We start from the raw sequence: 23,639 nt of genomic DNA, 5'->3' as shown, positions 1-23,639 counted from the left end.
GTTTCACCGAAAAAAGCAATAAAAAAGGAAGCAGGCGCACCTTTCGATGTGTTCCTGCTTCCTTTGCTTTATTTTAAATTACTTAGAGAAGAGGTTTGCCACACGGTTCCAGAAGCTGTCTTTGGTTTCAGTCTCGGTCGTGGTTTCTTCCGTGGTGCTCGTGCTGTTGCTGCTCGAGTCCGTTGCGGTGCGCATTACATAGCTTACGGTCATATCCGTACCGTCTGCGCGGCCGGAGCCCTTGAAGCTGTCCGCACGATCCTTCATGATGTCCATCACGCGTGCCAGCGTGGAATCCGGGTCGGTAATTTCGCTGAGGCCGTCGAGCTTATCATTGATTGTATCGGAGAACTCCGTCATGCCGTCGCTGAGTTCAGACGTGCCGTCTTTAAGTTCTGCGCCGCCGGACTGGAACTGACCGATCGCATTCGATACGGTCTTGCTGGAGGAAGAGAGCGTCTCCATGCCGCTGAGCAGTTGGTCGGTGCCTGCATCGAGCGTGCCTACGCCGGTTGCGAATGCAGAGGTGCCGGTTGCAAGCTGAGAAGCACCGTTGCCAAGCTTTGCAGCACCGTCGGAGATCGCGTTGGCCGCACCGACAACCGTGTTGGTATCTGCCGGATTCTCTGCGTTATACAGCGCGCCGGTCAGCGTATCAACACTGTCCATCATTTCGCCTGCCTGCGAGGAGAGGTCTTTGAATTCACCCATCAAACTCTTGAGCTCATCGGTGTTAATGTCCGGAATTGCCGCTGCAACCTGCTGCACAGCGCTCTGCTTTGCCGCCGCAAGGTCATCGGAAGACGTTACTTTTTCCGTAACAGCCGGGGCAACCTGTTCAGCAACCTTCGGGCCGACGGCCGATGCGATGGCGTTGGGATCGATGTCGGAAGCAATCTTCTCGACCATGCCAGAAACCTGCGCGGTTCCGTTACTGATGACTTCGGCGCTCGGGGTAGAGGTAGAATCCTGTGCAAGAGCATTTAAAATAGCCTTTTTCTGCGCGTCATCGAGGCCAAGTTCATTTAAAGCCATCTCCACACAAGTTTTTGAAGCCTGATAACCTGCGGAATAACCGTCCTGATAAAGCTGTGTCGTAAGGGCTGCGGCTGCATTTGTGACATCTTCAGAGGAAGAAGCCGCCTGCACGTTGCCCTTGATCTCTTCCGCCGTCTTCTGAGAAGCAACTGTTGCCGCGTTGCTTGCGGCAGCCTCGGAAGCCGCTTTCGCTGCGCCGCTCGCCGCGCCATCGAAAACCTGTTCAGCGCCTGCGCCGAGCTGTGCTTTGAGCGCTGTCATATCCGGGATTTCAACGGTCTCCAGCTTGCCGGAAAGCTCGGTCATTTTGTCTTCAAGCGCAGTCTTCTTTTCGGAAGCCTCTACAAGGCCCGGGACAAGCTGCTGATTCATGACGCCCGCAAGCTGTGCGGTACTGTTCTGCAGCTGAATAGCGCCGAGGGAAAGCTCGCCGGTCTTTGTTGCCAAGAGCTGTGCGTTTTCAAGCAGATTCTCCGTGCCGTTTGCAAGCGTCTGCGTGCCGCTCAAAGCGCTGCCCACGCCGGCATCGAACTGGCTGTAACTCGAAGCAAACGTGTCAAGGCTTTCGACAAGTGTGCCCACAGCGTCATCCAGTGCGCCGGAACCATCCTTCAGCTGATCGATTGCATCGGTCAACTCATCCATCGTGTCGCCAAGCTCGTCGGAAGCCTCATCGAGGTCGAGGTCGGAAAGGCTCGGAGCCGCGGCGAAGAGAAACGTCGGGACGGTGCAGTCCGTAACATCCGCTTCGAGGGTAAGGGTATCGAGCATCAGGTCGTCGAGCTTATCAAAGCTGTCGGGGAGCAGGTCGCTGACGGCTTCCTTCATGCCCGGCATCGCAAGGTAGCAGGCAACCTGCGTTTTGGAATCAGACTCCACAAGACCGTGCTCTGTCGTGATGTTCTTGAAGTTTTCGCTCGGCAGCACAGCCGCTGCAACGGTGAAGAACGGGGTATAGACGGTGCGCTTTTTACCGTTTACAGTCACTTCTTCGCCGGTGTTGTTCGTCAGCTTAACGGTTGCGACAAGGTGGCCACTCTGACCCTTGAGTTCATCGGCCGTAACCGCCTTGCCGTCCAGCGTATACTCGATGGAAACGCCGACCGGCGCCTGTGCGCTGTTCTTGCCCTGATAATAAATATCGGTTTCGTCCGTCGTCCACTTGAGCGTATTGCCGGACTGTTCCGGCATCACGTCGCTCTTGAGGTTCTGGATATCGGAAAGGCCGCTTTCGTCGGTAACGGCATCAAAACCGTCATCGCTGTGCAGCCAATCGCTGGTGATCTGCTCCTGCACGGAACCGTCTGCGTTCAGGATGAGATAAGAGGTTTCTTTTTTCTCAACGGTAGCATCCGCCGCGAAGGCCGGGGCAGCGCAGCCGAGGAGGAGAAGTGCGGAAATCGTAGCCGCAACGGATTTTGTAAGATACTTACTCATATTGATCGAGATCCTTTCTCTGAATCGATTATGCCTTTTTCTCGGTGATTTCGGGCTTTTTCAGCCAATGGAACGTGGTCTTTCTGAGGATTGGCTCCGTGATGACGAGCAGTGCCGGCAACACAAGCAGGATAACTGCCATACTGATGAGTGCGCCGCGGCTGATGAGCTTACACAACACGCCGATGAGCTCCATACGGGAGACGAGGGACACGCTGAACGTTGCCGCGAAGAAGGTGAGACCGCTTGTTAAAATGCTCTGACTGCACTGTTCAACGGCAATTTGAGCCGCTTCCTTTGCAGTGTGACCCGCGTTACGCTCTTCGCGGAAACGCGTGGTCATGAGGATCGCATAGTCGACCGTTGCACCAAGCTGAATGGTGCCGATAACGATGCTTGTGATAAACGGCAGCGTCGTGCCGGTGAAGTACGGAATGCCGAGGTTGATCATGATGGCGCTTTCAATCGCCGCAACGAGCAGCACCGGAACAGAAGCGGAGCGGAACACGATGGCGATAATGACGAACACGACGATGATACTTGTGATGTTGACGTTATTGAAGTCGACATCCGCAACCTCGATCAAATCTTTCGTCATCGCGCCTTCGCCGGTGATGACGCCGTTCGGATCGTACTTTTTCACAATATCGATCATTTCGGAGAGCTGGTTATTTTGCTCGTCACTGCCGCTCTTATAAGAGGAGTTTGCAAGGATCATCTTGTGGCCGCCGGCCTCGAAGATGTCTCGCACGTCGTCAGGAATAAACATTTCCGGGATCGCGCCGCCGACGAATTTTTCATAGCTCAAAACCTGGTGAATGCCGTCCACGCCGCTCAACTCATCGGAAAGATCGGAGAGGCTTTTTTCGGAAAGGGTATCGTCCACAATGATGAAGTGGGACGTTGTCATATCGAAGTCTTCCTTCAGGCGGTTCGTACCCGCAATGCCGGGAAGATCCTGCGGAAGCGCATCAAAGATCGTGTAGTAAACGGAAGTCTTTGACTGTGCAATGAAGAACGGAATGAAGATTATGATAAACGCAATCAAAATCGGCACACGGTGCTTCACGACGAAGTTCGAGGTACGCTTGAGCTTCGGGATGAACGTGCGATGCGTGTGCTTTTCAATGGCACGGCGGAACGTCATGATAAGGGACGGTAAAACCGTGATGGTGCAGATAACGCCGAGCAGAACACCCTTTGCCATGACGACGCCGATGTCTTCGCCGAGCGTAAGCTGCATGGTGCACATGGCAAGGAAGCCTGCAATCGTTGTAAGGGAGCTACCGGTAATAGAGGAAAACGTCTTTTTAATAGCCGCCACCATGGCGTCCTCATCGGATGCCACCGTCAGCTTTTCTTCTTCGTAACGGTGCAGCAGGAAGATGGAGAAGTCCATCGTAACGCCGAGCTGCAGGACCGTTGCCAATGCTTCCGTAATATAGCTGATCTGGCCGAGGAAGATGTTCGTGCCGAAGTTATAGGCAATCGGGAACAGCATGCCAAGCATAAAGATGAGCGGCACAATCGTTTCTTTCAGGCTGAGGAACAGAATCAGCAACGAAGCGCCCACAGCGCAAAGGATATACAAGGGCATTTCTTTATTGATGAGGCTCTTGGTATCTTCCAAAATAGCCGACATACCACCGATGAAGCAATCTTTATTCAAGATGTTCTTGATTTGCTTCTGCGCGTTCATCGTTCTGGCATCTGCGCTCGGGGCATCGAACTGAACGATGAGCATCGTTGCACCGGAATCGTTATAGAAGAACTTCTGAATATCGCTCGGAAGCATTTCCTTCGGCGTCGTCACGTCGATAAAATCGCTCGTCCACATGACCTTCTGTACGCCTTCGACCCCTTCAAGATCGCTTTTCAGTTTTAAGGTATCAGGCGTAGACATGTTTTCAACCGTAATCATGGAAACCGATGCCATATTGAAGTCATCCTCCAAATACGTCTCGCCGATCATGGAATCCAGATCTTTCGGCAGGTAGGTCAAAATATCGTAGTTAATGTAGGTGCCGAGCGTACCGAACACCGAGGGGATCAAAAGCAGAACCGCTAAAACAAGAATCAGCTTTCTGCGCTTCACGATCCATCGTGCAAAGTGCTCCATTTAGCACCGCTCCTTTCATTCGGGAACCATCCCGTTTATTTCGTTATGTAGTTTAGTCCAAAAATGACCAATAGTCAATATTAAAAACGACGAACTGTATGGGCAAAATAAATTGACTATTAGTCATTTTATTCAAATCTGTACAAAATGTTGTTTTTGGCTTGCTTTTTACGGTGTATCCGTCTTATACTATAAGACAAATAAAGTGATTACACAGTTAGATCTGAATGTTGGGAGGCCACAGCCATGCGCGGCGGTGTTGAACAAAAAAAAGAACAGAAAAAGGAGGGGCTGCTCGAGGCGGCCTATCAGCTTTTCCTTGAAAAGGGCGTTAACAAGACCTCAGTCGATGAGATCGTAAAGAAAGCGAACGTCGCAAAGGGCACGTTTTATCTGTATTTTCACGATAAAACCCAGCTTCTGCAGCAGCTCACATACCGCATTTCCGCGCGTGTTTTGAGTGAGGCCTATGAATATGCGGAAGAGCATAAGACCGGCGTTTTTGTAGAAGACATCATCCTCATGGTCGATTACATCGTGGAATACTTTAAAAGAAGCCGTCTGACACTGCGGCTTTTAGAGCGCAATTTCTCTTGGCCGATGATTGAAAAGCAGCTTGATCTAAGAGAAGACCCGTTGTGGGACAAGCTTGTCACTGCCATTGAGAGCAGCTCGCTCGCCGTGGGCTGCACAGAAGATGTCTTATATAAGCGCGTGTTTTTGGTGGTTGAGCTCATCGGTTCCACTTGCTTTGCCACGATGATTGAAAATAAGCCGGATACAATAGACAACATGAAACCCGTGCTTTACGACATGGTACGTAAGATGCTTGCGTAATGTAAAGCGTATCGACTTTGCAAAGTTGAGCTGCTTTGTAAAGTTATATTAACTTACACATAACCCCTCCGGGGCTGATTTAAAGATCGCCCCGGGAATTTTCTATGTTCGATTGAACTTTTTCGCAAGATATAGTAAAATAGAAACCGAAAAATGAGAAAACACAGAACCAACAGAACGGAGATCATTTGAACCTATGGATAAATCGGAAATTCTTGCACTGCGCCGCGCAATGCTGGAAAAAGACTTTGCGCGCATGAATGACCGCCAAAAGCAAGCCGTGTTCACCGTAAACGGCCCGCTGCTCATTTTGGCAGGCGCAGGCAGCGGAAAAACAACGGTGCTCATCAACCGCATCGCGAATATCCTGCGCTACGGCGACGCGTACAACAGCACCTATCTGCGTGACGATCTCGATGAAAACGATATTGCTGCGTGCAAAGCTTATATTGAAAACGGCACGCCGCTCACAACGGAAACACAGGAGCATTTGAGTGTTTCCGCATGCGCACCGTGGCGCATCATGGCTATTACCTTCACAAACAAAGCTGCAGGCGAGCTGAAAGACCGTCTGTGTGCCATGCTGGGCGAGACCGCCAACGACATTTGGGCATCGACGTTCCATTCCACCTGCGCGCGTATTTTGCGCCGCGACGGCGAACGCATCGGGTATTCCTCACACTTTACGGTGTACGATACCGACGACCAGCGCCGCTTGATGAAAAGCATCTTAAAAGAGCTCGATATTTCGGAAAAAAACATCACGCCAAAATCGATTTTGAACGAGATTTCCCGGGCAAAGGATTCTTTAATCTCGCCTGCTGAGTACGCCCTCACGGTCGGCGACGATTTCAGATTAAAGATTATCTCCCGCGCGTATACAACGTACCAAAAGCGTTTGGAAGACGCCGATGCTATGGACTTTGACGACCTCATCAACAAAGTAGTGGAGCTCTTCAAAAAGTGCCCGGACGTTCTGGAATACTACCAGAACCGTTTCCGCTACCTAATGGTTGACGAGTATCAGGACACAAACCATGCGCAGTACACATTTGTGCGCATGCTGGCCGAAAAAAGCGGCAACCTCTGCGTGGTCGGCGACGACGACCAGAGCATCTACAAATTCCGCGGTGCGACGATCGAAAACATTCTGAGCTTTGAAAATACGTTTCAGAATGCGACGGTCATTCGTTTGGAGCAGAATTATCGCTCGACGCAGAATATTCTAGACGCTGCGAACGCCGTCATTGAGCATAACACCGAGCGAAAAGGCAAAACGCTGTGGACGCAGAACGGCACCGGCGCCATGATCCACCTGCACACGGCGGAAAACGAAACGGATGAAGCCGAACGCATCACGAAGATCATCTTAGACGGCGTTGCTGCGGGGCGGAAATTCTCTGATTACGCTGTTTTGTACCGCATGAACTCTCAGTCGCTGACATTTGAACGCAATTTTGCAAAATCCGGCGTACCGCATAGAATTATAGGCGGCACGCGCTTCTATGAGCGCCGTGAGATCCGCGAGATGATCGCATATTTGAGCGTTATCAACAATCCGAGTGATGAAATGCGCCTGCGCCGCATCATCAACACGCCGAAGCGCAGCATTGGCGACCGCTCGGTCGAAGTCGCGGCGCAGATCGGTCAGCAGACGGGTGAGACACTGTTTGAGGTCGTCTCGCACGCGAAAGACTATCCCGCACTGTCTCGTGCCGCAAACAAAATGACGCTTTTCGCCGCACAGATGCAGGGACTCATCGAGCTCAACAACGACGAAAAAGTCACGCTCGGCGAGCTTTATGACGAGCTTGTGGAGCGCATCGATTACCTGAATTTTCTTAAGACCGACGACCCGGAATCCGCAGAAGACCGCGCCGCGAACGTGCAGGAGCTTGCTTCCAACCTGCGCCGTTTTGAGGAGGAAAACCCAGAAGGTACGCTTTCGGATTTTCTCGAAGAAGTTTCGCTCATTACGGACATCGATAATTACGATAATAACGCCGATTCCGTCGTGCTCATGACGGTGCACTCCGCAAAAGGTCTCGAATTCCCGGTGGTGTTCCTGCCGGGCATGGAGGAAAACATTTTCCCGGGCATGGCGAGCGTATATGTACCGTCCGAAGTGGAGGAGGAACGCCGTTTAGCGTATGTTGCCATCACACGTGCAAAAGAGGAGCTGTACATTTTCCACGCGGAATCCCGCATGATCTTCGGCATGACGAACCGCAACCGCGTTTCGCGCTTTGTGGAAGAAATCCCGGAGACGCTCGTCGAGCACACCCGCTCCCGCGATTACAGCGCGCGCCCGGTCTCTATGCCAAGCTTCGGCGGCACGAAGCCGTTCGGGAAAACACCGAAAACAAAATCCGTTGCGGAAGCCGGCGGATTCACGCCGAAGCCGCGCGTAAAGCCCGCGCCTGCCGGTACATACCGCGTAGGCGATACTGTCCTGCACAAGGCGTTCGGCACGGGTCTCATCGTTTCCGCCACGCCGATGGCGAACGATACGCTGCTCGAAGTCGCGTTTGATAAAGTCGGCACCAAAAAGCTGTTTGCAAACTTCGCAAGACTGACAAAAGTATAAAAAGAGTAAGCCGTGCACCTGTTTTCAAAGTGCACGGCTTATATTATTCAAATGCGGTTCTAATTTTGTCTGCCGCAGCCACAGCCGCAGTCGCTCGCTTTCGGCGGGAAAAATTCGTCAGTCGGGAAATCAATCTTGCGGAACAGCTCGCAGGGGTTGTCGCCGGAGGTGACGCATTCCTTATCCGGAATGCAGAAATCAAACGCAGGAATGAGCATCTGCACATTCCGCACAATCTGCACGATGGTAAACAGGCCGATCGTCACGTATACGGTGTTTTTCTGCTCTACCGTTTCAAACGCGCCGCCGTAACGGCTTGCAATGCAGTCCGGGATCACGCAGCAGGGCTCGCAGCCGCAGCGGCAGTGCTCGCAAAGCTTTGCGGAAAGCGCCACCGGCTGCGCGACCTGCACAGTCGCCTTGGGTAAGACCTTATTGCCCTGTAAATCGGCTTCGTCACGGCAGCTCTCGCTTGTAAACATCTTCACGTTGCCCTCACTGCCGTAGAGAATGACCTTCTTATTGAAAATTGAAATACCGCTCACGCGTTCGCAGCCCACTGTCGCGCCGCCGTACAGCTCCAAAGATACGTCAAAGAAAAACGTGAGATCAATGGAATAATACCCGCGGTTAAAGGGGATCGGCTGCATATCAATGTACACAGAGATTACATCAACGTCCCGCACCCGCACATTAGCGGAAGCGTCCACAACGGGCTGCACCGAGGCGGGAAACAGCACACGTAAATCCTCTAAGCAGTCTTTATCTGAACAGGAATCGTAAATGCGCATGGCATCTATGCAGACGGCTTCTTTTAACGCTGCGCCGTTTTCGCAATCGGGTGTCCGCTCATTTTCAGCCATATTTGTAAACCTCCTTTGTGGTTTCTCAATGCCATTGTACGGAAAAGGGCGGGTATTGTGCCTGTCCCGCCGCTTTGCTCGGTTTTTTCGCATTGTAAGAAATTTTTCGGTTGTATATTTCGCCGCAGTTTGCTATAATGAATAAGAATGTACCGCGCTGCGGTGCAAAAAGTCGGCAAAGGCCGGCAAATTTACGCAGAAAGCAGTAAATGAAACTTATGGCATTGATTGTAATTGAAGGTTTGGACGGCAGCGGCAAAGGCACGCAGGCAAAGCTTTTGTATGATTACGCCTTATCGCGCGGCCGCGCACGGCAGGTAACGTTCCCGGATTATGACTCTCCGTCTTCATCGCTTGTAAAAATGTATCTGAAAGGCGATTTCGGAAAAGAGGCGGGAGACGTGAACGCCTACGCCGCAAGCGCATTTTACGCTGTGGATCGTTTTGCAAGCTACCGCATGAAGTGGAAAGACGATTATGCAAGTAGTGTGCCGATCATCTCCGACCGCTATGTGACGTCCAACATTGTATATCAATTAAGTAAGCTGCCAAAAACGGAGTGGAAAGCGTTCGTTTCGTGGCTTGAAGACCTGGAATACGAAAAATTCGGGCTGCCGAGGCCGGATCGTGTGATTTATCTGGATGTGCCGCCGAAAATTTCCCAAAGGCTGCTCACAGAGCGCTACGCAGGCGACACCACCAAAAAAGACATTCACGAAAGCGACATACATTATCTGCTACATTGCAGGGATTGTGCACTGTACGCCGCAGAGCATTTAAACTGGACCGTATTAAACTGCGCCGAGGGCGACACCTTGCGCAGCATTGAAGATATTCATCACGAGATCAAGGAAAAGCTGGAGGATTTATTATGATCTATGTATTTCTTGCAAACGGATTTGAAGAGATCGAAGCGCTCGCGCCCGTGGATATTCTGCGCCGCGCAGAGCTTGAAGTAAAGACCGTCGGCGTCGGCGGCAAAACGATCACCGGCTCCCACGGCATCACCGTAACAGCTGACATCGAAGAAAAAGACGTTACAACGGACGATATGGAGCTGATGATCCTGCCCGGCGGCATGCCCGGCACACTGAACCTCGAAAAATCGCCGATCGTCACAACCTGCGCGGAATACTGCGCAAAGAACGACATTTACCTTGCGGCAATCTGCGCCGCACCGAGCGTTCTCGGCCATCTCGGCCTCCTGAACGGTAAGGAAGCCATCTGCTTCCCGGGCTTTGAAGGCGAATTAAAGGGCGCCACAATCTCCGAAAAGCCGGTCTGCGTAGACGGCAAGATCGTCACGGCAAAAGGCATGGGCGTTGCTGTGCAATTTGGCTTGACGCTTGCTGGACTGCTGACCGACAAGGACGTCGAAAAGAAGATCCACGACGGCATTCAGTGCACGGATTGATGACCGATATAACCGAAAAAAACGCACTGCGCCGAAAAATGCGTGCGGCACGCAAAGCCTGCACGGATCGCGCTACACGGGATGACTGCCTTTTGCAGCGGCTCATGGCACTTTCGGTGTACCAAAAGGCATCGTGTGTTTTGAGCTACGTAAGCTTCGGCACGGAAGCGGATACGCTCAGAATTCTCGATCGTGTACTTGCAGACGGCAAAGCGCTTTACGTACCGAAATGCGTACCAAACACGAACCGCATGGTGTTTTACCGCATCTCGGCTTTACGCGATCTTTCGCCGGGCGCTTACGGCATTTTGGAGCCGAAAGAAGCAGAGGCATATCAAGATGAGGCAAATGCACTGTGCCTTGTGCCGGGACTGGCGTTTTCAGCAGACGGCGCACGGCTCGGGTACGGCAAAGGGTATTACGATACGTTTTTTGCACGGCATCCGGTTTTAAAGCTCGGCCTATGCTACGATTTTCAGCTCGTGCCGCAAGTGCCGGCGCAGCCGCATGATGTGCGCATGGACGGTATTTTGACCGACAAGCGGCTCGTTTTGACGGCAGATGAAGAAAGGATGGAATGAAAATATGAGTGATAACGGCAGGCGCTACGCCCCAAAGGACGCGACACCGCGCAGCCAGAATTCGCGCGAATTCAAGCTGAATCTTTCCGAAGATCAGCTCAATCACACAGACGAACTGGAGGACTTGCAGGGCTATGCCGGCAGCCGCGCACCACAGCGCGTGGAAGAAAGCTCTGCCGGTGCACGCTCCGCCCGCGCGGAACGCAATCAGAAAAAGGAAGCGAAGGAACACAAGAAAAGAAACCGTGTAAAGGCCAGAAAAAACAAGCGCATTTTCGCGTTCACGTGGCTTGCCATGGTTATTCTGGTCTCTCTGACCCTCGCTTCGTACCTGATTGGCGGCTCCAACGATTTTCTCGGTGTAGACCGCATGGATTCCGAAGTGGAGGTCACAATCCCCGAAAACGTGACGCAGGAGCAGCTGACAGACATTCTTTACAAGAGCCACGCGATCGATAAGCCGGAGTTTTTCTCCCTTTTCTGCAAATTCACCACAGAAATGGAGTATTTTGAACCCGGCACGTATACGATTAAAACAAACTACGATTATAAGCAGCTCGTCAACACGCTGCAGTCCGGCCCGGATCTCGGCGAAGAGATCACCGTCATGTTCCGTGAGGGCATCACGGTGCAGCAGCTTGCCGCTTTGCTGGAAGAAAACGGCCTGCACACTGCAGACGAGATCCTTGAAGCCTGCAACTCTTCGGATTACGACAGCTACTCGGATGTTGCAGCCATCACGAACACAAGTGACCGCTACTATAAGCTCGAGGGCTATCTGTTCCCGGATACGTACCAGTTCTTTGAAAACGATACGGTAGAATCGATCCTTGACCGCTTCCTCAATAACTTTGAAAATAAACTCACCGACGAAATGCGCGATGACATTGCGAAATCCGGCTATACCACGGATCAGATCATCACGCTCGCTTCCATCATTCAGGCAGAAGCCGCAAATACGGACGACATGTATATGATCTCCGCTATTTTGCGCAACCGACTGGAAAACGGCGCGGAGCATGACATCCACACGCTGGACTGCGACTCCACAGTTTATTATCCGTACAAAACCGCGAATGACGCGCCGGAGGGCTTCGTAAGCTCGTACTCCACGTATGACAACAGCGGACTGCCGGCAGGCCCGATTTGCAACCCGGGTCTTGAAGCTATTAAGGCGGCAATCTATCCGTCCGAAGAGGGCAACGAGTATTACTTCTTCTGCCATGACAGTGACGGCACCCCGTACTATGCTTCCACAATGGACGAGCATTTGATGAACATGGCGGAAGCCGGTCTGCTGTAACCGACACAACATTTACGATAACAAAGCTACCTGTGCCTTTCCGGCGAATTTTGTCCGGGAAGGCACAAATGCAGTAAAGGAATGAATTTCATGGAACAAAAACGATATAACGCGCCGGAGCTTCTGGCGCCGGTCGGCGATATGGAGCGCCTTATTTCTGCCGTGCGCTACGGTGCGGACGCGGTGTATCTTGCCGGTAAATCCTTCGGCATGCGCTCTGCGCCTTCCAATTTTACAAACGAGGAACTTGAAGAAGCTGTAAAATACTGCCACGCGCAGGGCGTGAAGGTCTATGTCACCTGTAATATTCTGCCGCATAACGCAGAACTTGCCGCGCTGCCGGCGTTTCTCGAGTTTTGCCAGACAATCGGTGTAGACGCGTTCATCATGACCGACCTCGGCGTGATGTCCATGGCAAAAAAATACGCGCCGAATGTCGCGATACACATTTCCACGCAGGCCGGCGTTGTGAATTATGAGACCGCAAACGCATTTTATAACATGGGCGCAGAGCGCGTCGTGCTGGCACGCGAGCTCTCGTTTGAAGAAATCGCGGAGATCCGCGCGAAAACGCCGAAGGCGCTCGAAATTGAAGCATTTGTGCACGGTGCAATGTGCGTTTCGTTCTCAGGCCGCTGCCTGCTTTCAAACTACATGACCGGCAGAGACGCAAACCACGGCGATTGCGCGCAGCCGTGCCGCTGGGATTATTACCTCATCGAGCGCACGCGTCCGGATCAGGTGTTCACGATCGAACAGGATCAGAAATCAACGTATGTCTTCAATTCCCGCGATATGTGCATGATCGAGCACATTCCGCAGCTCATCGAATGCGGCATTTCGAGCCTCAAAATTGAGGGCCGCGCAAAGTCCGCGTATTACGTTGCCTGCGTGACGAATGCGTACCGCCACGGCATCGATGCTGTCATGAACGGTGAGCCGCTTCCGCAGTGGGTCGTGGACGAGACAGAGAAGATCAGCCATCGCGCGTACAGCACCGGGTTTTACAGCGGTCACGAGCCGGGGCAGACCGTAAACAGCGGCGGATATATCCGCGGCTGGGATGTTGCGGCCGTGTGCACCGGCGAAGAAAACGGCATGATGCGCCTTTCACAGCGCAACCGCTTCTTTCGCGGCGAGACTGTCAGCGTACTGGAGCCGGGCGAAGTGCCGTATGACCTCACACTTAGTGAAATCTACAACGAGGATATGGAGCCAATCGAATCCGCACCGCACGCGACGATGACGGTCTACCTCAAGACCGACCGAAAAATCAAAGAGGGCGCGTTTCTAAGAGTGAAGCGCGGCTGAATAACACCTCCGTTTAGGACCCATACTTTTCCTATACGGAGGTGTTTTTATGTCTACACGCAGGATCATCGCAACGTATGCGTTTGTGATGTTCTTTCTCGTCATCGCACTGCTCGGCACCGTGACCGCCGCTTTCGGCGGCACGAGCTATACGGAGGCCGCCGGGCGGCAGAGTTTATATACCTTAACGGCCGCCAAGGCGCGCGGCACGATCTACGACCGCAATTTGCAGCCGCTCACAAACGCCGAGCGTGTTTATGTCGCTGCGGTAATTCCTTCGCGGGAAACGCTTGCCAAATTAAACCGCGCTGTACCGGAAGAAAAACGCGAAGTCCTGCGCACGGCGCTTGAAAGCGGAAAGCCGTTTCTGATCGAAGTCACAACACCCGTCAGCGACGACGGCATCCAGACATTTTCCGTCACAAAACGGTATGCAAACCCGCAACCGGCGGCGAATCTGCTCGGGTATCTCGACAGCGACTATAACGGCGCGGACGGTGTGGAAAAAAGCTTCGACGCACTGCTTGCGGAAAACCACGGGGAAATCGACGTTACCTTCGCCATTGATGCGCTCGGCAATGCCATCTCCGGCGAAACAATGCACGTGGAAAACACATACCGCATTGCGGACGGTGGCGTAATGCTGACGCTGGATAAGCGCATACAGCAGTGTGTGGAAAATGCCTGCACGGAAATCAAAAAAGGCGCCGCCGTCATTTTAGACTGCAAAACCGGCGAAATTCTGGCTTCCGCAAGCTTCCCGGCCGTAGACCCGAACGACCTTGCTGCGTGCATGGAAAATGAAGATGCACCGTTTGTGAACCGTGCCCTGTGCGCGTATACGCCCGGTTCGGTCTTTAAGCTCATCTGCGCCGCCTCAGCGCTCGAATGCGGCATCGATTACAAGGAGGTGTATACCTGCACCGGAAGCATTGTTGTTGACGGCCTCACGATCACTTGCTACGGCGGCAAAGCACATGGGGAAGTGAATCTCCACACGGCGTTGCGCAGCTCGTGCAACGGGTATTTCATACAGCTCGCGCAGAAACTCGGCGCGGAAAAGATTTTAAGTATGGCGGAAAAGCTCGGCTTTGGTACATCTGTTTCGCTTGCAGACAATTTAGAAACGGCCGCAGGCTCGCTTTCGAACGCGCAAGCCCTTAAAAACGCCCGTGCGCTGGCGCTGTTTTCGTTCGGCCAGGGTGAAACGACTGTCTCACCGCTGAATTTGGCCGCTGCCGTAAACGCCATTACCGCTGACGGCGTTTATATGACGCCGCGGCTCGTATATGGCACGGTCGATACAAATCTATCCGTACAGGAAACCGAAGAAAACACCGGTGAAAAAGTCATGGAGCCGACGACCGCCGCACGCTTACGTGCCTATATGGAAAGCACAGCACGATTCGGTACAGCACGGATCGGCGCGCCGCAAAACTGTGTTTCCGGCATCAAGACCGGCACGGCGCAGACAGGTGTATATGACGAAAACGGGGAAGAAATCGAGAATTATTGGTATGCAGGCTACATCTGCAATGCACAGGAAGAGCCGCTTTATACCCTCGTCGTGTTGGAGGAGACAGCCGGCGAAATGCATGTGCCGCAGGCTTTCCGCAAAATCGGCGAAGCTCTTGTCGATTTTAATTGACAAGCCGGTAAAAAAGCATTATAATGAGATACGTATAAGGGGTGGAGATATGGCAAGCCTGAATCTTGAAGATATGCAGCAGATTCAAAAAGAACTGCAAGCTAAATATCTCGAAAAGTGGGGAGGCCTTTCTCCGAAAATCGGTCGCGATAAGCTCCTTTGGATGATGATCGAAGCCGGTGAAGTTGCCGACATCATCAAGAAAAAGGGTGACGATGCGATTTTGAACGACCCCGAGACCAGACACCACTTCACGGAAGAAATATGTGATGTGCTCATGTATTTAAACGATGTTCTGCTGTGCTACGGCATCACGCCGAATGAAGTCGAGAACGTATATCTCGAAAAGCACAAGCGCAACATGAGCCGCTGGTGATTTTAGATTTTAATTTGTTTTATAGCAAAAGGCACGGGCAAATGCACATAGCTGTACCGAACAGAGAGCGGATCCACAGGCTGGAAGATCCTCGGAAAACACCATGTACAGGCCAACCCGTATGACTGCCGCACAGTGATGAGCTGTGCCGTTTTCCGCGTTAAGGAGTTTAAAGTGGTGTATGAAGAAAAGCTTCATGCACAATTTGGGTGGTACCACGGAACTGTCCGTCCCATTGCGGAGGACAGTTCTTATTTTTTTGTAAGGAGTGGCAAAACATGAATATGGACTATTGCCTTTCCGAGCTCAAAGCCCTGCTTTCCATCGATTCTCCGTCCGGCTTTACGGATAAAGCGGCGGACTATCTTATCGGTGAACTGGCAGCACTCGGCTACGCTCCGGAAAAAACAAGAAAGGGCGGCGTTTTCTGCTGCCTCGGCGGCGAGGGCAGCCCGCTTGTGCTGATGGCACACGTAGACACGCTCGGCGGCATGATTTCCACAATCAAGCCGAACGGCCGCATCACGATCACACCAATCGGCGGCCTGCGCGCCGAAAACTGCGAAGCGGAGAACTGCCGCATTTACTCGCGCTTCTCCGGCGTTTACAGCGGCACCTTGCAGCTTTGCAATGCGTCGATCCACGTGAACGGCTCCTACGGTGAAAAGCTGCGCACATTTGAAACGACCGAGGTCGTGCTCGACGAGCCGGTAAAATCCGCCGATGATGTGCGCGCACTTGGCATTGAAGCGGGCGATTTCGTCTGCTTTGACCCGCGCACCGTCATCACGGAAAGCGGCTATATCAAGAGCCGTTTCCTCGATGATAAGCTCAGCGCCGCCATGCTGCTTGCGCTCGCAAAGGAGATCAAAGACAACAACCGCACTTTGAAGCGCAAGGTCTATCTGCACTTTACGGTGTATGAGGAGGTCGGACACGGTGCTTCCGCTTCCGTGCCGAGCGATGCCGAAGAGCTCATCAGCGTAGACATGGGCTGCGTGGGCGACGGACTCACCTGCACGGAGCGCGAAGTTTCCATCTGCGCGAAGGATTCCGGCGGCCCGTACAATTATGCCGTGACAACCGCGCTTGTGGAAGCGGCGAAGTCCGTCGGTGCAAAGTATGCCGTGGACGTTTATCCGCACTACGGCTCCGACGTAGAGGCATCGCTGCGTTCCGGCTGGGACGTGCGTCACGGCCTCATCGGCGCAGGCGTTTACGCTTCACACGGCTACGAGCGCTCCCACATTGAAGGCGTCGAAAATACGTTAAAGCTGCTTGAGGCTTACGTTTTAGACTGAGCTTAGGCTTTTTATATTATTCTATCTGCAAATTATAGAAGGAATGGTGAATACAATGCAGTGGACAGGATTAAATGATCTCAGAGAAAAGTATCTTTCTTTCTTTGAGTCTAAGGGACATCTGCGCCTGCCGAGCTTCCCGCTGATTCCGAAGGATGACAATAGCCTTCTTCTGATCAACTCCGGCATGGCCCCGATGAAAAAGTATTTTACGGGTGAAGTGACCCCGCCGAGAAAGCGCGTTACCACCTGCCAGAAGTGCATCCGTACCCCGGATATCGAGCGCGTGGGCATCACGGCACGCCACGGTACATTCTTCGAGATGCTTGGCAACTTCTCCTTTGGCGATTACTTCAAAAAGGAAGCGACCGCCTGGGCTTGGGAGTTCTTTACAAAAGTTCTCGAGATGCCGGCAGATAGGCTTTATATCTCCATTTATCAGGACGACGATGAAGCGTTTGACATCTGGACAAAGCAAAACGGCGTAGACCCGTCGCACATGGTACGCCTCGGCAGAGAAGATAACTTCTGGGAGCATGGCTCCGGTCCGTGCGGTCCGTGTTCCGAAATTTATTTTGACCGCGGCGAAAAGTACGGCTGCGGCAAGCCCACCTGCGGCGTGGGTTGCGACTGCGACCGTTACGTTGAGGTTTGGAACCTCGTTTTCACACAGTTTGAGAACGACGGCAACAACAACTACACGCCGCTTGACCACCCGAACATCGATACCGGCATGGGTCTTGAACGTTTGGCATGTGTGATGCAAGGCGTGGACAACCTGTTCCTTGTCGATACCGTGCAGAACATCATGAAGCATATCTCCCGCATTGCAAATGTGCAGTACGGTGCGGACGAAAAGTCCGATGTTTCTCTGCGCGTCATTACGGACCACATCCGCAGCACGACGTTTATGATCAGCGATGGTGTTATGCCGTCCAACGAAGGCCGCGGCTATGTGCTCCGCCGTCTGCTCCGCCGCGCGGCACGCCATGGCAGACTTCTCGGCATCAACCACCCGTTCCTCGCGGACGTTGTAGATACCGTCATTCATGAGAACGAATGCGCTTACCCGGAGCTGCGTGAAAAGAGCGCTATGATCAAAAAGGTCATCGCGTTTGAGGAAGAAAACTTCTATAAGACCATTGATAAGGGCTTCGCGCTGCTCAACGACATCATCGACCGCACCGATGCAAAGGTGCTTTCCGGCGAAGACGCGTTCCTGCTCAGCGATACGTTCGGCTTCCCGATTGACCTGACCAAGGAAATCCTTTCCGAAAAAGGCATGAGCGTTGACGAAGACCGCTTCCGCGCACTGGTACTCCAGCAGCGTGAGACGGCTCGCGCAAGCCGCAAGAATGCCGGTGCAGACGCATGGGCAGGCGACTCCGCTGTGCTTGACGACATTGCCAAGACCGAATTTGTCGGCTACACCGATATGAAAGCAACCGCAAAGGTCACGGCTATCGTGAAAGACGGCGCACGCGTTGAAGCTGTCGAGACCGGTGACGACATCGTGTTCACACTCGACCGCACCTCTTTCTATGCGGAAAGCGGCGGTCAGGTCGGCGATACCGGCGTCATCACGAACGATTCCTGCACCATCCGCGTTCTGGATACCACGAAGAATGCAGCGGGTGTGTTTATCCACAAGGCTGTTGTGGAGGAAGGCTTCCTCCGCGAAGGCGACACCGTTGAGGCTGTTGTAGATGTTGAGAGGCGCAGAGCGATCATGCGCAACCACACGGCAGCTCACCTCCTGCAGGCTGCTCTGCGCTCCGTGCTCGGCGACCATGTTGAGCAGGCCGGTCAGCTCGTCAACGAGAATGCCGTTCGTTTCGACTTCACGCACTTCTCCGCCCTGACGGATGAAGAGCTGCTCGCGGTTGAGAACCTCGTCAACGAGAAGATTCTCGAAGACATCAAGGTTGAGTGCCGCGAAATGCCGATCGAAGAAGCAAAGAAGCTCGGTGCTATGGCGTTGTTCGGCGAAAAATACGGCGACGTCGTGCGCGTTGTAACGGTAGGCGAATTCTCTAAGGAATTCTGCGGCGGCACGCATATCGATTCCACCGCTAAGCTCGGTCTCTTCAAGCTCGTCAGCGAATCCTCCGTTGCAGCCGGTGTGCGCCGTATCGAAGCGGTCACAGGTCTCAACGTCATTAAGATGATCTACGCAACGAACACGCTGCTCAAGGATACCGCTGTTGCGATGAAGGTCAATAACCCGTCCGACCTCCCGGCAAAAGCTGCACAGGTCAACGCCGACCTCAAGGAGAAGGACAGAGAGATCGAATCCATGCGCTCCAAGATTGCATCCATGAACCTCGGCTCCATTCTGGATAACGCCGTGGAAGTTAAGGGTGTCAAGATCGTTACGGCGATGCTCTCCGGCACAGGCAGCGACGCACTGCGCACCATGTGCGATAAGATCCGCGACGAAAAGAGCGATACGGCCATTGTAGCCGTGCTCGCAGGCGTTCTGGACGGAAAGGCAACGCTTGCTGCAACCGCAACGAAAGCGGCACAGGCAAAGGGTGTCAAAGCCGGCGTGCTTGTAAAGGCAGTTGCACAGCTCACCGGCGGCAACGGCGGCGGTAAGCCGGACTTCGCTATGGCAGGCATCAAGGATCAGACGAAGATCGACGAAGCCCTTGCAGCCGTTGAAAAGATTCTCGGCGAACAGATCTAAGTTCTCTCTATACGTTCTATATAAAATCTCAAGAAAGGAGAAAGGCAAATGGACTGCATTTTCTGCAAGATTGCCAACGGCGAGATTCCGAGCACGAAGGTCTACGAAGACGACAAAATGCTCGCATTCCGCGACCTCGACCCGCAGGCGCCGGTGCACATTCTGATGATTCCAAAGGAGCACATCGCTTCCGCAGATGACCTTACGGAAGAAAACGCGCAGATCGTCGCACATATCTTCACGGTCGCAAAGAAGATTGCGGCGGCAGAAGGTCTCACGAACGGCTACCGCATCGTCAACAACTGCGGCGAAGACGGCGGACAGACCGTAAAGCACCTGCATTTCCACCTGCTCGGCGGACGCTCTATGGCGTGGCCTCCGGGCTGATTCCCCGCATATAACGAAAATCGATAATTTTTGAAGGTAGGTTTTTACAATGGGTGAAGTTTATAAGATGACGATCGCCGGCTGCGAACGCGAGCTGCCGATTTGCCCGATCAGCGATACGCTGGATATTGCCGGTTTTGTTATGTTCGGCGATGTAGAGATCACCGAGAAGGCCGCAAAAGCGCTGATGGAAAAGTGCCCGGAGCACGACATCATCATCACGGCGGAGTCTAAGGGCATTCCGCTGGCTTACGAGATGGCGCGTATCGGCTGCCGTCAGTACGTTGTTGCACGTAAGGGCATCAAGGCGTACATGACGAACCCGATCAAGGTCGAGGTGAAATCCATCACGACCGACCACATCCAGACGCTGTACCTCTCCGAAGAAGACTGCGCAATGCTGAAGGGTAAGCGTATTCTCATCGTAGACGACGTCATCAGCACCGGTGAATCGCTGAGCGCGTTGGAAGATCTCGTGCATGAGATCGGCGGTAACGTCGTCGGCAAGGCGGCTGTGCTCGCCGAGGGCGATGCAAAGGATCGTACGGATATCATCTATCTGGAGCCGCTCCCGCTGTTCTTCAAGTAATTTCATAAAAGCTAAAAAGCTGTTCGCTTCGGCGGGCAGCTTTTTGCTTTTTATAGGGTATTTCCGGCAGCTTCAATGCATAAAAATCTATGGGTGATGCGGCTTGAAACGGTATTTGTCTTTTAAAATCGCGTATATTCCTGTGGTGTTTTTCCTCGGTGCTCTGACATTTTTTGTGTGCTCTGTTTTGGGTGCGGTACATGCGGTATCTGTAGCCGCAGCACAGACCGAAAACCGCCCCGTGATCGTTCTAGACGCAGGGCACGGTGGGGAAGACGGCGGGGCCGTAGGTGTAAACGGTGTGGAAGAGAAAACGGTAAACCTTGCCATTGCACTGTTTGTGCGGGAAAAGCTCGAAGCTGCGGGCTACCCCGTGAAAATGATTCGCGAAACGGACACTGCCGTCGGCGATACCACACTGAGCACATTAAACGAACGAAAGCGGTCTGATATTTTATACCGCACACAGATCGTAACCGAGACTGAGAACTGTATTTTTGTGAGCATCCATCAAAACTTTTTTGAGCAAAGTCAATACAGCGGCGCACAGATGTTTTACTCAGCAAATAATGCTAAAAGCGCCGACCTTGCCGAAACCATCCGCCGTGCAGTCATCGAGCAGGTGCAGCCGGATAACACGCGCGCCTGCAAGCAGGCAGAAAGCCGCGTGTATATTTTGAGCCACGTAGACGTACCCGCCGTGTTTGCGGAATGCGGGTTCCTCTCAAACCCGGAAGAAGCTGAAAAGCTGTGCGACGAAAACTACCAAAAGAAATTGGCTGCGGCTATCGCGGATGGCATTATCGCCTTTTGCAAAGCGGAATAACTCTTTACAAAACATCTGTTCCGTGGTAAAATAAGCTTAGAATTATACAAAATAAGGGCGGTGCGCGTTATGGCGGCTAAAAATAAAATCGTCTACATCTGCTCAAACTGCGGGTTTGAATCCGCAAAGTGGGCAGGAAAGTGCCCGGATTGCGGCGAGTGGAACACCATGGAGGAATCCGTCAAAACGGCTGTTTCCGCAAAATCCGCCGCTTCCGGGTATACTTCTTCAGCTTCTACGCTGCTGACGCGCCCGCTTGCAATTTCAGAGATCGATACGGAGGACGAGCACCGTTATCACACCGGACTTTCGGAGCTTGACCGCGTGCTTGGCGGCGGCCTTGTAAAAGGCTCGCTCGTGCTCATCAGCGGCGACCCGGGTATCGGCAAATCAACCATTCTTTTGCAGATCTGCGAATACCTCGGGCAAAAGCTGCGTATTTTATATGTTTCCGGCGAAGAATCTGCACGGCAGATCAAGCTGCGCGCAGGGCGTCTCGGTGTTTCCAGCCCCAACCTGCGCATTTTGGCGGAAACGGACGTGCAGCTTGTGGTGGAGCACATTCGCACCGAAAAACCGGATATCGTGATGATCGACTCCATCCAAACGATGAACTTTACCGATCTCAATTCGTCGCCCGGCAGCGTCACACAGGTACGCGAATGCACGAACGCGATTATGCGTTGCTCCAAATCGCTCGATATTCCGGCGATTCTCGTCGGTCACGTCAACAAAGACGGCGCCATCGCGGGTCCAAAGGTGTTGGAGCACATTGTGGATGCCGTGCTGTACTTCGAGGGCGACCGCCAGATGACGTACCGCATTCTGCGCGCCGTAAAAAACCGCTATGGCTCCACAAACGAGATTGGCGTATTCGATATGGGGGAAGCGGGGCTGCGGCAGATCGAAAACCCCTCGCAGGCGATGCTTTCCGGCCGCCCGACGAACGCTTCCGGCACATGCGTAACCGCCGTAATGGAGGGTACACGTCCGCTGCTCGCGGAGATTCAGGGTCTTGCAACGACAAGCGGCTTTGGTACGCCGCGCCGCATGTCCACGGGCTTTGATTATGCGCGCATGGCGCTGATTTTGGCCGTTCTGGAAAAGCGTGCAGGTTTCTATTTTTCCAATTTAGACGCGTATTTGAACGTCGTCGGCGGCCTGCGCATTGATGAGCCGGCGGTCGATCTGGCCGTTGCAATGGCACTCGTATCAAGCCTGAAAGACACGCCAATCCGCGATGATACCGTCGTGTTCGGCGAGATTGGCCTTGCAGGCGAGCTGCGGTCGGTCAGTCATATCGAGTCCCGCGTTTCGGAAGCATATCGACTGGGATTCACGCGCTGTGTACTGCCGTACCACAGCATGAAAAGCATTGATTCAAAAAGATTCAGCGGGGTGGAGCTCATTGGCGTCCACAACGTGAGGGAGGCGTTTGACGCATGTGTGCAGTAAAAGAACGATTTGTTGAAAAGCCGAATCTGCCGGAAAGCAAGGTCACGACAGCGGCGGTCTCCGGCGCATATCCGGAAATTTTGGAAGCTTTAAAGGCGCATGGTATTCGGTGCGTCACAACGGAGTTTGATACGCGTCTGCCGGATCCGATCGCGTACCATGCAGATATGCAGATGTTTCATTTGGATAAGGGGCGCACGTTTGTTCTGCGCGGAGAAGAGACACTTAAAAAGCAGCTTACGGATATCGGCTATCAGGTAGCGGAGACTGCCATGACTCCGGAGCCGAAATATCCGAAAGATGTTCTTTGCAACATGTTAAACCTGAACGGCACGGTGCTTGCAAACCTCGGTGTTATGGATCCGAACATTTACACCTGTCTGGAAGACGCCGGTCTTAAAATGAGGCATGTCAACCAAGGCTACACGCGCTGTGCGACGGCTGTTGTGGCGAAAGACGCGATCATCACGATGGATCTCGGCATTCGCGCACTGGCGCAATTTTTTGGCATCGACGTGCTGCTTGTGCACGAAGAAAACGTTTTTCTGGATGGCTACGATTACGGCTTCTTAGGCGGCTGCTGTGGCCTGATCGACAAAAATGTGTTGGCGTTCACAGGCAAGCTCGATTCTTTAGAGTGCGCGGTGGAGATTCGTGCGTTTCTCGAAAAGCACTGCGTACAGTACATTGAGCTGACGCAAAACCAGATGATTGACATCGGCGGCATTTTACCGCTGATGGAGCTTGATGCATAATTCTTAATTCTATACGCCTGTGTATTCATGTACAAGCACCCAAACACGCACATTTCAAAACAGATTCACACGGAAGCATACAAAGGGGCTTGAATCTAAAAAATCCCAAATTATACAAAATAG

Annotated in this window: 19 protein-coding genes; 16 read left to right on the top strand and 3 right to left on the bottom strand. The window is 52.9% G+C overall.

Features of this window, described 5'->3' with window-relative positions; genetic code table 11:
- Positions 1-78 precede the first annotated feature (78 nt).
- Together R2K26_RS04275 and R2K26_RS04270 are read right to left on the bottom strand one after the other, a co-directional pair.
- The gene (locus R2K26_RS04275) at positions 79-2,475 is read right to left on the bottom strand and encodes a hypothetical protein (protein WP_316518936.1); all 2,397 of its coding nucleotides are present in this window, start codon (positions 2,473-2,475) and stop codon (positions 79-81) included.
- A 28-nt stretch (positions 2,476-2,503) separates the two neighbouring features.
- Positions 2,504-4,594 carry an MMPL family transporter gene (locus R2K26_RS04270; protein ID WP_316518935.1) on the bottom strand — a complete coding sequence of 697 codons (2,091 nt, stop codon included), beginning with the start codon at positions 4,592-4,594 and terminating at the stop codon, positions 2,504-2,506.
- Positions 4,595-4,840: 246 nt separating this feature from the next.
- Between R2K26_RS04270 and R2K26_RS04265 the strand changes: the two genes are divergently transcribed.
- Together R2K26_RS04265 and R2K26_RS04260 are read left to right on the top strand one after the other, a co-directional pair.
- Entirely contained in the window at positions 4,841-5,431 is a 591-nt protein-coding gene (locus tag R2K26_RS04265) for a TetR/AcrR family transcriptional regulator (protein WP_308448321.1), read from the top strand.
- 196 nt (positions 5,432-5,627) lie between these two features.
- Complete coding sequence (locus tag R2K26_RS04260) at positions 5,628-8,018, top strand: UvrD-helicase domain-containing protein (protein WP_316518934.1); 2,391 nt, start codon at positions 5,628-5,630, stop codon at positions 8,016-8,018.
- 59 nt (positions 8,019-8,077) lie between these two features.
- On the opposite strand, the gene R2K26_RS04255 is transcribed toward R2K26_RS04260, so the two are convergent.
- Positions 8,078-8,881: a hypothetical protein gene (locus tag R2K26_RS04255; protein ID WP_308448319.1), complete on the bottom strand. Its 804-nt coding sequence runs from the start codon at positions 8,879-8,881 to the stop codon at positions 8,078-8,080.
- Between the two features lie 218 nt (positions 8,882-9,099).
- On the opposite strand from R2K26_RS04255, the gene R2K26_RS04250 reads away from it, so the two are divergent.
- The 14 genes from R2K26_RS04250 to R2K26_RS04185 all read left to right on the top strand — a co-directional run bounded on the left by R2K26_RS04250 (position 9,100) and on the right by R2K26_RS04185 (position 23,516).
- Positions 9,100-9,756 carry a deoxynucleoside kinase gene (locus R2K26_RS04250; protein WP_316518933.1) on the top strand — a complete coding sequence of 219 codons (657 nt, stop codon included), beginning with the start codon at positions 9,100-9,102 and terminating at the stop codon, positions 9,754-9,756.
- Complete coding sequence (locus R2K26_RS04245) at positions 9,753-10,295, top strand: DJ-1 family glyoxalase III (protein ID WP_176820078.1); 543 nt, start codon at positions 9,753-9,755, stop codon at positions 10,293-10,295. Before R2K26_RS04250 ends, R2K26_RS04245 begins: the two co-directional genes overlap by 4 nt.
- Complete coding sequence (locus R2K26_RS04240; RefSeq protein ID WP_316518932.1) at positions 10,295-10,876, top strand: 5-formyltetrahydrofolate cyclo-ligase; 582 nt, start codon at positions 10,295-10,297, stop codon at positions 10,874-10,876. Before R2K26_RS04245 ends, R2K26_RS04240 begins: the two co-directional genes overlap by 1 nt.
- Positions 10,877-10,880: 4 nt before the next feature.
- Positions 10,881-12,179, top strand: coding sequence for an endolytic transglycosylase MltG (mltG, locus tag R2K26_RS04235; protein ID WP_316518931.1), 1,299 nt, complete (start codon positions 10,881-10,883; stop codon positions 12,177-12,179).
- A gap of 90 nt (positions 12,180-12,269) precedes the next feature.
- Positions 12,270-13,490, top strand: a complete 1,221-nt coding sequence (locus tag R2K26_RS04230) for a U32 family peptidase (RefSeq protein ID WP_316518930.1) — start codon at positions 12,270-12,272, stop codon at positions 13,488-13,490.
- A gap of 49 nt (positions 13,491-13,539) precedes the next feature.
- Complete coding sequence (locus R2K26_RS04225; protein ID WP_316518928.1) at positions 13,540-15,138, top strand: penicillin-binding protein 2; 1,599 nt, start codon at positions 13,540-13,542, stop codon at positions 15,136-15,138.
- 49 nt (positions 15,139-15,187) lie between these two features.
- Positions 15,188-15,514: a MazG nucleotide pyrophosphohydrolase domain-containing protein gene (locus R2K26_RS04220; protein WP_316518927.1), complete on the top strand. Its 327-nt coding sequence runs from the start codon at positions 15,188-15,190 to the stop codon at positions 15,512-15,514.
- A 278-nt stretch (positions 15,515-15,792) separates the two neighbouring features.
- A complete protein-coding gene (locus R2K26_RS04215; RefSeq protein WP_316518926.1) occupies positions 15,793-16,815 on the top strand; it encodes a M42 family metallopeptidase in 1,023 nt (340 codons plus the stop codon).
- A gap of 55 nt (positions 16,816-16,870) precedes the next feature.
- Positions 16,871-19,504: an alanine--tRNA ligase gene (alaS, locus tag R2K26_RS04210; RefSeq protein WP_316519332.1), complete on the top strand. Its 2,634-nt coding sequence runs from the start codon at positions 16,871-16,873 to the stop codon at positions 19,502-19,504.
- Positions 19,505-19,552: 48 nt separating this feature from the next.
- Positions 19,553-19,891 carry a histidine triad nucleotide-binding protein gene (locus R2K26_RS04205; RefSeq protein ID WP_176820086.1) on the top strand — a complete coding sequence of 113 codons (339 nt, stop codon included), beginning with the start codon at positions 19,553-19,555 and terminating at the stop codon, positions 19,889-19,891.
- Between the two features lie 49 nt (positions 19,892-19,940).
- Positions 19,941-20,480 (top strand): phosphoribosyltransferase family protein, encoded by a 540-nt coding sequence (locus R2K26_RS04200; protein ID WP_308448311.1) that lies wholly within the window; start codon positions 19,941-19,943, stop codon positions 20,478-20,480.
- 115 nt (positions 20,481-20,595) lie between these two features.
- Positions 20,596-21,306 (top strand): N-acetylmuramoyl-L-alanine amidase, encoded by a 711-nt coding sequence (locus R2K26_RS04195; RefSeq protein WP_316518925.1) that lies wholly within the window; start codon positions 20,596-20,598, stop codon positions 21,304-21,306.
- A 69-nt stretch (positions 21,307-21,375) separates the two neighbouring features.
- A complete protein-coding gene (gene radA, locus R2K26_RS04190; RefSeq protein WP_316518924.1) occupies positions 21,376-22,761 on the top strand; it encodes a DNA repair protein RadA in 1,386 nt (461 codons plus the stop codon).
- The gene (locus R2K26_RS04185) at positions 22,749-23,516 is read left to right on the top strand and encodes a DUF6873 family GME fold protein (protein ID WP_316518923.1); all 768 of its coding nucleotides are present in this window, start codon (positions 22,749-22,751) and stop codon (positions 23,514-23,516) included. The genes radA and R2K26_RS04185 overlap by 13 nt, the downstream gene beginning before the upstream one ends.
- Positions 23,517-23,639: the final 123 nt, after the last annotated feature.

Source organism: Neglectibacter sp. CSJ-5, from assembly GCF_032490475.1.
GTDB lineage: Bacteria > Bacillota > Clostridia > Oscillospirales > Acutalibacteraceae > Hominenteromicrobium > Hominenteromicrobium mulieris.
This window is presented reverse-complemented; position numbering and strand designations above follow the sequence as displayed.